At 49.0% G+C, this 9,937-nt stretch carries 7 protein-coding genes; 3 read left to right on the top strand and 4 right to left on the bottom strand.

Features of this window, described 5'->3' with window-relative positions:
* The 3 genes from ACO6VE_RS23050 to ACO6VE_RS23040 form a co-directional block, all read left to right on the top strand.
* Positions 1–1,058: hypothetical protein (locus ACO6VE_RS23050; protein WP_422463715.1), on the top strand; the 1,058-nt coding region annotated here is incomplete at its 5' end.
* Positions 1,059–1,271: 213 nt separating this feature from the next.
* Entirely contained in the window at positions 1,272–2,336 is a 1,065-nt protein-coding gene (locus tag ACO6VE_RS23045) for a hypothetical protein (RefSeq protein WP_422463713.1), read from the top strand.
* Positions 2,314–2,442, top strand: coding sequence for a hypothetical protein (locus ACO6VE_RS23040; protein WP_422445537.1), 129 nt, complete (start codon positions 2,314–2,316; stop codon positions 2,440–2,442). The genes ACO6VE_RS23045 and ACO6VE_RS23040 overlap by 23 nt, the downstream gene beginning before the upstream one ends.
* A gap of 262 nt (positions 2,443–2,704) precedes the next feature.
* Here the strand turns inward: ACO6VE_RS23040 and ACO6VE_RS23035 are convergent, their stop codons facing one another.
* From ACO6VE_RS23035 to ACO6VE_RS23020, 4 genes are all read right to left on the bottom strand, one after another.
* The gene (locus tag ACO6VE_RS23035) at positions 2,705–5,461 is read right to left on the bottom strand and encodes a KGGVGR-motif variant AAA ATPase (protein WP_422463711.1); all 2,757 of its coding nucleotides are present in this window, start codon (positions 5,459–5,461) and stop codon (positions 2,705–2,707) included.
* Positions 5,462–5,663: 202 nt separating this feature from the next.
* Positions 5,664–6,377: a M48 family metallopeptidase gene (locus ACO6VE_RS23030; RefSeq protein ID WP_422463709.1), complete on the bottom strand. Its 714-nt coding sequence runs from the start codon at positions 6,375–6,377 to the stop codon at positions 5,664–5,666.
* Complete coding sequence (locus tag ACO6VE_RS23025; protein WP_422463707.1) at positions 6,378–9,455, bottom strand: type I restriction endonuclease subunit R; 3,078 nt, start codon at positions 9,453–9,455, stop codon at positions 6,378–6,380.
* A gap of 81 nt (positions 9,456–9,536) precedes the next feature.
* Positions 9,537–9,692 (bottom strand): hypothetical protein, encoded by a 156-nt coding sequence (locus ACO6VE_RS23020; RefSeq protein WP_422463705.1) that lies wholly within the window; start codon positions 9,690–9,692, stop codon positions 9,537–9,539.
* Between the last annotated feature and the right edge of the window lie 245 nt (positions 9,693–9,937).

Here is a 9,937-nt window from a genome sequence, read left to right as displayed (position 1 = left end):
ATAAAAACCTGAGCACAGAAACCAATGCCGGTGTTCAGGTTGGCAGGGTCGATTACAGCGGCGGGCTGGCGACACTGGCCAGCTACCCATCTGGCACCGTCAATACGGCCACCATTCAGGCAGCGGCCACCATCGGGGTCGGCTTTGGCATAAATGCGGTGGCTTTCCGTACTCCCGGTGCTCCTGTTCGACAGGGCAGCTTGCAGCTAACGGCAGTGCGGGTGGATACCGGGGATGTCATTACTGCGACAGCTGACTTTAATGGCGACTTCAAAACTTCAGAGGTGGCAGGAAACATTGACGTTACGACTGGCTGGTGCGAGATTGAGTTTACTGATGGAAACTCTCCTGAAAAGAAGCCAATCTACGTCATCCCGCAAAGCGTTCGTTACAACTGCGTGGTGGAAACCAGCCTGCCGCTCGATGCTGAACTGATCGGCCTTGACCCGGTGCGTTTGCCTCCCGATGGCAAGGTTCCCATCTATCGAGCCGGGGATATTGTGGTTATAAGTCATTCGGCAACCACCGATATTGGTACACCAACGGCAGGCCAAGTGGTAAACCTTACCCGAGATCATCAGGCAGACATTACCATTATTGATGCTAATGGTAAGTATTTGTCTCCTGACCAGTATACCAGTGACCGGGAGGCAGGAACCGTGACCTTTGCCGAGCCGTTGAGCCTGATTGATGCTGACAGTAGCCCGCTATCGGCACCCTATAGCATCAAGGATCGGGTGGAGCACATGAGTGTATTGATCGATGTGCAGATCAATGGTGACATCTCCCCGGTGCCATGGGATTTGCCCGCAGGCGAAACCTCGGTCAGCAGTGCGGTGGTCTATGGCGATCTTCAGGCGAGAGTGAAAAACTTTTTTAGCCAGAAAGTATGGGATAGCGGCGATCCAAAGTGGACGGATGACCGGGTTAGAGACCAGACAACTGCCCAATACAACACCATCAACTACCCGGTAGAAGCGACCAACAAGGGGGCTATTTATGGCAAGTGGGCGATTATTTTTACCAGCAAGCTACAGATCCGGGGGGATGCTGACTGATGGCAGTGAAAAACTTTAAGCAAAAGGCTGGAACTCTCTTCTTGTCAGGAAGCGATTCTCTTTGTCTGAAGACAAAAATTATTTTGAAGTATTTTTAAATAATGTATTAATCAGAACTAAAGTGTAGGCACTGCAAAGTTCAAGGCAAAGCCATTCAGTCGACCACTAGCCCATGGGCCTGTTAATCCTACTATTATCCCAAATCAATAATTTATGGCTTATGTAATTACAGCTCCGGTTGATTTCGCTTTCGGTCTTGATGCATATAAGCCGGGTGCTGACTTTGGCTTTTATCCGATAGCAAGATATGCCTTTGTTCCGCCACCTTCAGTTATCCGGTTTTATCAGGGTAACTGGAAAAAAGCCGTTGGCCGACAGCAGCAAAGAGCGGCGGCTTATTCCACCAGTCGGCCTATCAGCTCTTCCCGGTCACAAAGTAGTCGGCAGGCAAGGTCTGTAGAAGCCTCACCTTTTGGGCTATTTTGGGGGGCAGTGGCTAAAAAGGAAGCTCAGGTCAGTTTCAGTCATAGCGACAGCCTGAAAAAAGAGGCGACAGCTGACGGGCGTTGGCAGCAGGCTGTTAACATAGATGGTCATAAGTCGCAGCGATGGGATCATTCCATTCAGGCAAAGGATGAGAAAGATCGTATTCTCTGGAACCGAACTTTAGTAAGAGACAGCAACCAGATCAGCAGTTTCCGGCGAGTGGATGAGTTCAGTCCTGCTCATCAGATAGAGAAGCTTGGCTACCTGATACCGAGCCTCCTTAACTTCCGCTTTGCTGGCATTCCCTATCCGCCCGAAACCACACCTGCTGTTTATTTCCGAATGGGACGATCAGTTGATGCCAAGGTTATTCAGCCAAGGGATAGCAAGCGGCGCTTTGCCTTCCAGAAAAACAGAGCCGAGGATCAGCCGGTTATCCTGCCGTGGGGCTTCGGCCAGAAAGCCAAGGATGAGAGCATTACCGGCAACTATGGCGGCGAGACAGACCCGGTTATTGTGGAAAAGCCGGAGCCGGAACAGCCAGAGATCAGGGAGAGTTATCTGCTAATGAACATAATTACCACTGTCGTTTTGCCTGCCCGGACACCGATAGAATTACCCTCAATGGAAATTAGCCTGGATATTGATAGCTTCTCATGGAGCTTTACCGGCTTGATCATTATTGATTGGCAAGGGTTTTGGAGAATCTGTCAACTACATAAATATCCTGCAGCAGTTCAAGGCATTGATACTTGGAGGAGTGGAAGTTTTGGCTGGCATCACCGCCAATAACGGTAATGGCACCAGTCAGGCAGATCCTCAGGATGGTTCGATTATTACCGTGAAAGGGGAGTCAGTGGGAGTTAGTCTAAAGGCTTTTGTTCAGGGAGGGAAATAAAAGGAGCTGCGCCAAATTTGGCGCAGTACGAAGCGAAAGTGTAAGACGATCAGATCAAGAATCAAGACCCGACCCCGGTTCGCGACCCGGGTTTTCGGGATGGTTCGGTGATTAGTAGTTAAGGTGGAGTTTGTGAACGTTGGTGTGAAGGCGTTTATTCAGGATGGAGAGATAATGGGGACTGCGCCAGACTTGGCGCAGCAGGTAGTAGAGATTTGATAGAGCACTACAGCATAGAAGGGTGTTGACTATCCCTGATTCTTCATGGATCAACCGGAATTTTGCCCAGAGAGTCCTTCAGCATAGCCTGAACTTTGGGCCGACCACCTTTAGACATGGTGAATCCCAACCCTTGTCGATAAGACTCTGGCAGATAGTAACGATGGGGTTCAGTAATTTTTTTATCTTCATAGACAATTCCATACTCGATCAATTTCTCAAGCTGTTCCATGCTGGCGTCAATAGCTTTCGCCGAAAATGGAATTGTTTTCTTATCAGGCTCAATATTAGCCAATTTTTTAATCCAATCACCTAAAACCGCCAGTTCCTTTTTCGCTTCCTCAACTTTTTCCAAACTGCATTCATTCATAGCATTGCGCATAGCCTGAGGCATTAAAACGCGATCCGTCAATTGGCTTACGCTGCTTGAATCACGAGTTTTTTTACTGGCATATTTTAAAAAGCGGACAACGTCCCTTGCCTGTAAACGTCCCTTCAGATCACACAACGCCGCATAAACCCAGCGCACAGAGTAAGCCTCCCGGGATGAAGGGCTACCTAGTTTCAAACCCCACAATACATGGAGTTTTACCGATATTTCACGGGTTGTCAGATTGGCAACGGGGTCTTGTGCAAACGTTAAACCAGCCTGCCCGCAAGTCCAGTAAACCAGTCGTAGAAACGCATCCGCATCCCATTGCAGCTGGTAAGGTTCATAACGTTCGACAAATTGGCCAAGATTCTGTGCCGTGACCGCTTCCACATAATCTTCACGAATAAAGATGACAATACCGATAGCGCAATTGCGTATTTCACGTAACCGATTGGGCAGTTCAAGCAGATTTTTTACAGCCAGTGCTTCTTGTTCAGAGCCTCCGACCTCCGGGAATAGATCTTCGATACCATCAATAACGACAATGGTCTGGAGTTCCTGTTTTTTCATCTCCTCGTTCAAGGCTTCAAAATCAGTGATCTGACCTCCCAGGTTATGAAGGTCGATAATATTTTTTTCCCAAAATGCCAGCCAGTCTGTTGTCGGGTTTCGCAAGGCAGCATCTTTAATGCGTATGAACTTGCTCTGTTTAAATGAGTCTTGTGCACCTGCTTTTTTGTAGAAAGAAAGTCGAGCTTGACTTATTGCATCTTCAGCATCATCGACCGTATTTTTTGAATGAGTAAAGGGTAGAATAAACGTGCTTGTTAACCGAGAGGACTGATTTCGATCAACATTGATTTCTGCTTCTTCCAGAAATTTCTTCCAGTTTCCACGCCGACATAGCTGAATGTAGTTAAATGTTTTACCGGAACCTTTGGCACCAATCGAAACAATCTGCGGCAAGCTGCTGGCGTGTCGCTGTGCAAGGTTGCGCAGAGGTGTCGTTAACAGCAATTTATCCGTTTTACCCTGCTCGGCATAAACCAGCTGGGCGCTTAATTCGTAAAGTTTGTTTGCCGGACTATCTTCTCCCCCACAAGCGTAGGCATCAGTTTTTTGAGTTGGTTTCTGGTTCTCAGAATCAAAGAAGTCTCTGGCCCAGTTCAGCCCTTCATTGAGCAAAGGGCTGGCATTTTCTATGACCGAAAGTGCACTGTCCAGTGTTCCCAGATTTAAGAGTTGAGAGCTGAACTCACCTTCAATAATCTCAAGGCCGTCGATGGCATTAGTGTTATCTTCAGCGTATTTATCAGGCATATAAGCGGCGTTCAACCGCTCAAGACCAACTTTGTATTGATCCGTTTTTTTGAACTCTTCATTGATAAAGGTTGTGATGACGCGAGGGTCTAAGGTCTTTTCACCAAACTGTTTTTGCCACTCTTGATTATTCGCCAGGGAAGTCAGGCGATTCAAAATAAATTCCGTACCCATAATCGCTTGCTCAGCCAACGTAGTCACCACGAAACGTTCAACTCTTGGGTCAAACAGCAGCGGGCTGGAAAGTTCACTGAGTCCGGCTCTCAGGTCAATCAGGATGATATCTGCCTGGAGTTGATTACCCAGCTTTTGCAGCATATCGGTACAACGCCAGGGCTGTTCATAAGATCGGGCCAGGTGTTCTGGTCGTACAGAAATGTTCATTAGTTGAGCCATGCCCGATTCACTGGTGCTCGAAAACGCAGGAAGCAAGCAGTACTCAAACCCGGCTTCGCTTTTCGTGTAGCGATCAAGCTCTTTAGCGAAGGAGGCTACCATTTCTGACTCATCAACCGCCGGATAGTGACTGGCTTCCAAAAATTGAATCCATGAAACATCCGGCTTATCGCTGTCCTTGAACAAATACGTCAGCCCCGGTGCCTCAAGATCAGCATCGACAAGCAATACTTTTAATCTCTTATGCTTGCTGTCACGGTGGAAATTCACCTGAAGCGCCTTGAACCATGTCAACAAGGAAGTGGTACGGCCCACGCCGCCTTTAAAGGAGTGAAAGGCTGCGACTTTGCACTGACCCTCGAAAGGTTCAGGGGTTTTGGGCAGTACTTGTGTTGCGGCCTCATAACCAAGATCTTTCCAAAGCGGTCTTGGGTGACGTTCGCCCTGTTCTTCACACTGCGTGATGATTTCAACATCCATCGAGCTTTGTGGGCCATAAGCCAGCTCTATCTTATGTTCATCAGCCTGCCAGTTATTGCCAAATACGTTTTTTATAAAATCAAGGGCAATGGTTTGATTATCACCGACAAGGTCTATTTCAATCGCTTCACTGTAAGCGCGGATATCCGCGATACCCTCTGGGAAATAGGTAAAATTCTGAGTATTGGATGCCAGCAGTCGTTCGGCATCCAGCCAGCTATAGAGATTCATTAACGCTGCACCTTTATCCAGTTACAGATATTTTCAAGGGTTTTAATAATACGAGTATGATCTTCCGTTTTTTTAACATCAGCGCCATATCTCCAAACCTGCTTTAATTTACTTTGGAAGGTATCGCGCGGGGCACCGGATTTTCAATTTTCGACATAATAAACAAGACTTCTACCGGCCATGACATAACAGGCCAGAGACATCAATACCCCCAATCCTCATACCGCACCGGCAAACTATTCAACTCATCCCGACAACCCCGCCAGTTCGGCATATATTGCTCCATCAACGATTTAAACCGCTTGTTATGAGAAGGCTCAAGCAAATGCACCATCTCATGCACCACAATATATTCCAGACACGATGCCGGTTTTTTCGCCAATTCCAGATTCACCCAAATCCGGCCCGCAGCAGGGTTACAGGTACCCCATTTGGTTTTCATCTGCTTAACCCCAAACTCGGCAACCTTCACACCCATCAGTTTTTCGTAGTGTTCAATAATCGGCGGCAGCCGCTCCTTCAGCTTTGCCCGGTACCATTCCCGCAAAATCGCCAGTCGCTTATCCGGGTCTGTGCCGGGGCGCACAGACAGCGTGATCGTATGGTGGCCTAGATCCACCTCTGGCATCGAGTTTCGTTCGACAACCTCCAATAAATAACGTTGCCCGTTGAAGTAGTGGCTTTCACCACCCACCATATCCCGTGGCGTTTCCCGCACCTGGGCTTGCAGTTTCTGCTGCTGCTTTCTGATCCAGGGCAGTTTGGTGATGATATAGGCCCGCAAGGTCTCCTGATCGATATGCAGCGGGGCAGAAACCCGAACCTGACCTTCCGGTGGCAAAACGCTCAGGTGAACATTTTTGATATTCTTTTGCACCACTTCAATATCAATACCTCCTAACGTCATTTCGGGCATTCAGGCTCCTGATAAATACTCTTGCTGATTAGAGATAAGATTGAAAACACGAAACGTTTCGTCCTCATCTTGCAGAATCTCATAGAGCGCATTGAGTATATAGCTCTCCTTGGCCTCATCCCCACGCCAGTCATCCATCAGATTGGCTCTAACGGCGGCATCGACCTGTAACACCAACGCTTCATCTTCACCCAGGTTATTGTAGAGCATACGCTTCGCCGGAGTATCCAACGCCGCAGGCATATCATCCTTTTGCCCGGTCACGACTTTGTTCGCCAGCTCGGCAATTTCCTTCAGATACTTTTCGTACTCAATGGCATTCTGCTTGCGCTGGCGAATCAGCTCATCAAGCAGTGTAGACATCTTGTCAAAATAGGCCGGGTCATTCAGCTGGCTCTCGATAATGCGGCTGCGCACGTTATTTTCAATGGCTTCCGACACCGCCTGTTGATTGCCCTTCATCCGCCCCAATTCTGTCCGGATCGCCTCGGCCATACCACTTCGCACAATCACGTCAATCAGCGGCGTATCCTTGAACGGGGAAATCTCCACCGAATCATCCGCCTGAATATAAGTATCAATCAGGTGACGCATATCCGCTTCATAGGCTTTAAGGTCAATCACCTCATTGCTGGAACGGCGAATCAGCTCCCGCAGCTTCACATAAAAATCCAGCCGCTCTTTAATCTGCTCAATCCGCTCAGCGGTATAACCCGCAGCCACCAGTTCATCGGCAATATTGGCATAAGCCCGGATCAGCGCCACCGTCGATTTATAGAGCGAAGCCCGCAGCGGTTCTTTTGCCTTGAGGTCTGCCGCCATCTCGCTATTACCACAGAAGTAATGGATAAACTCCAGATCCCCCCTGGGTGGTGGCACCGGCTCACACAGCATATCAATGGCTTCCAGGGCATTGTCCAGCCGCTCTCGACCTTCTTCCAGCCGCTGCTTGAGCAGAATCTCACAATCCTCTTCCTTAAAGTCGTCGTAATCCAGCTCACTGGTATAAACGGCAACCGCCTTGCCCACCTTATTAAACAGGTCTTTGTAGTCAATGATATAGCCGTTGATCTTATCTTCCGTATCCAGTCGGTTCACCCGGCAGATCGCCTGAAACAGCCCGTGATCCTGCATGGATTTATCAATATAAAGATACGTACAGCTGGGTGCATCAAAACCGGTCAGCAGCTTATCCACCACAATCAGCAGCTTCATATTGGCCGGTTCTTTGGTGAACAGCGCCTTTACCCTGGATTCGTAGGTTTCGGTCCTGGTCTTGCCCGCATCCGGTTTTATATCCTTAAGCAGCTGCTCATACACCCGGAAGACAAACTCTTTATCCGTCTCGGTATTATTGCCGGTGCCTTCTGTGGCTATATCTTTGGTTTGCGGGTTATAGGAGGTAACTACCGCACACTTACCTCTTAAATCATGCTCCTGAAACAGCTGATAATACTTACACGCCTCATAAATACTGGATGCCACCAGAATCGCATTACCGGCTTGTGAGCTGAGTCGTTGCTTGGTACTAAAATCCAGCAGAATATCATTCACCACGATGCGCATTCGATTTTTCGCGCTGTATACATTCTGCATCGTACCCCATTTCTTTTTCAGCTCGGCTTTCTGGAAATCATTGAGACCCCGGGTTTTAGCATCAAACCAGGCATCAACCTTGTCCTGAGATTGAATCCGCTGGTCAATATCCCGGGCCTCATAGACCAAATCCAGCACCACGCCGTCTTCCACCGCTTCGTTGAACTTATAGGTGTGAATGTATTTGCCAAACACCTCAAGGCTGGTGGCTTTATCCTTTTTCAGCAACGGCGTTCCGGTAAAACCAATAAACAGCGCACCGGGCAGAATCGCCTTCATCAGCCGGTGCAAACTGCCACTCTGGGTACGATGGCACTCATCCACAAACACGTAGATATCCCCCACAGCGTGACGCTCTTGCTTGCCCAGTTCTTTGATATAGGCATCCAGGTCATCCACCTCCCGGCGACCGAACTTATGCACCAGCGAGCAGATCAGCCGGGGCTTGGCCTGGCCAAGCTGGGACATCAAATCACGGCCACTGCTGGTGGTGGAGATGGTTTCACCGGCATCGGTAAACACCCGCTCAATCTGGTCGTTCAGTTCCACCCGGTCAGTAATCAGCAGTACCCGGGCATCGGGCTTGTTCTCCAGAATCCACTTGGCCAGCAACACCATGGTGATACTTTTGCCACTGCCCTGGGTGTGCCAGATAATCCCGCCTTCCCGCCGACGGATATGTTCCTGTGCCGCTTTTACCCCAAAGTATTGATGCACCCGTGGCAGTTTTTTGATGCCGCCATCAAACAGTACAAAGTCGTACAGTAGCTCAATAAACCGCCGTTTCTCGCACAGTTTGCCCAGGTATTTATCCAGCTTGTAACCGCTGTTGTCCGCCTCGTCCTCTTTCCAGGTGAGAAAGAACTTTTCCGGCGTCAGGATGGTGCCGTATTGCAAACCCTCCGAATCGTTACCGGCAAAGACAAACTGGACGGTATTGAAAAAGGAGCGGATAAAATCATCCCGCTGATTGGTATTGCTCTGTCGTATGGCTTTGCCCACGGATTCACGGCTGTTTTTCAGCTCCAGCACCGCCACGGCAATCCCGTTGACGTAGAGCACCACATCCGGGCGTTTTTCCCGTTCACCAAAGACGGTGACCTCTTCGGCAATGGCAAAGTCGTTGTCTTCGGGGTTGTGCCAGTCAATCACCTGGACGGTTTCGGTAAGATTGCCTGCGTCCGTTTTTACCTTGACGCCGAAACGGAGCAGCTCATAAAAAGCCTTATTGCTTTGGTAGAGGCTTTTGCTCTGTTCGCTGGCGGCGGCTTGCAGTTGGGTGACCGCCCGGCTGATGGCTGCGCTGGTGTAGCCTTTGCCCGCCAGAAAGCCTGTTAACCGGGTTTCTTCCACATTGCTGTTATTGGGGCGGTCTTCCCAGTCGTCCAGATAGTGATAACCCAGTTGATCCTGAAACAGGGTTTTCACCACCCGGTTTTGGGTGGCCCGTTCGGGTTTGGTCACAGTACCGGAGCCAGCCATGGCGTTCTCCTTGAAAATAGGGGGAAGTACCGGCAGGGTGTGGATAGTGTGCTGCCGGTGGTTGAAGGGGGTAAGGGTTGGTTAAACGAGGCGGACGGTGCCGGTGAGCAGGTTTTGCATCATGCCTTGTTTGAGTTTTTGGTGTTTAGATAACCTGCTTGCAAGATTTAATAGATCTGCATCCATATTTACTAGAGCCTGTGCAATATTCTTTTGAGCACCACCTTCTTCTGGCATTGCAATACTCAGTTTTCTGAGTACCTCCATGCCAACAGAGGATCGCGTTGAACCACTCATAGTTTTCGAAAACTGCGATACTACATAATTAGATCTTAACGCTTGCAGCAATTCCCGATGAACTCTGAAGCACTACAGCCATAAGGGCTGCAGACAAGGTAAAAAAATCATGTCCGCACAATTCTTCAACTAAAATTGCCTAATAATCAATCGTTGTCGTCGGGTCAATCATGGGTACCGCTATT

The organism is Endozoicomonas sp. ALB115 (genome assembly GCF_049310245.1).
In the GTDB taxonomy this organism is placed as follows: domain Bacteria; phylum Pseudomonadota; class Gammaproteobacteria; order Pseudomonadales; family Endozoicomonadaceae; genus Endozoicomonas.
The sequence above is the reverse complement of the archived record's forward strand: the minus strand, read 5'-3'. Positions and strand labels throughout refer to the sequence as shown.

Coding starts and splice junctions, on each gene's coding strand:
- ACO6VE_RS23045 (WP_422463713.1), top strand. CDS start 1,272: ATGGCTTATGTAATTACAGCTCCGGTTGATTTCGCTTTCGGTCTTGAT.
- ACO6VE_RS23035 (WP_422463711.1), bottom strand. CDS start 5,461: ATGAATCTCTATAGCTGGCTGGATGCCGAACGACTGCTGGCATCCAAT.
- ACO6VE_RS23030 (WP_422463709.1), bottom strand. CDS start 6,377: ATGCCCGAAATGACGTTAGGAGGTATTGATATTGAAGTGGTGCAAAAG.
- ACO6VE_RS23025 (WP_422463707.1), bottom strand. CDS start 9,455: ATGGCTGGCTCCGGTACTGTGACCAAACCCGAACGGGCCACCCAAAAC.
- ACO6VE_RS23020 (WP_422463705.1), bottom strand. CDS start 9,692: ATGCCAGAAGAAGGTGGTGCTCAAAAGAATATTGCACAGGCTCTAGTA.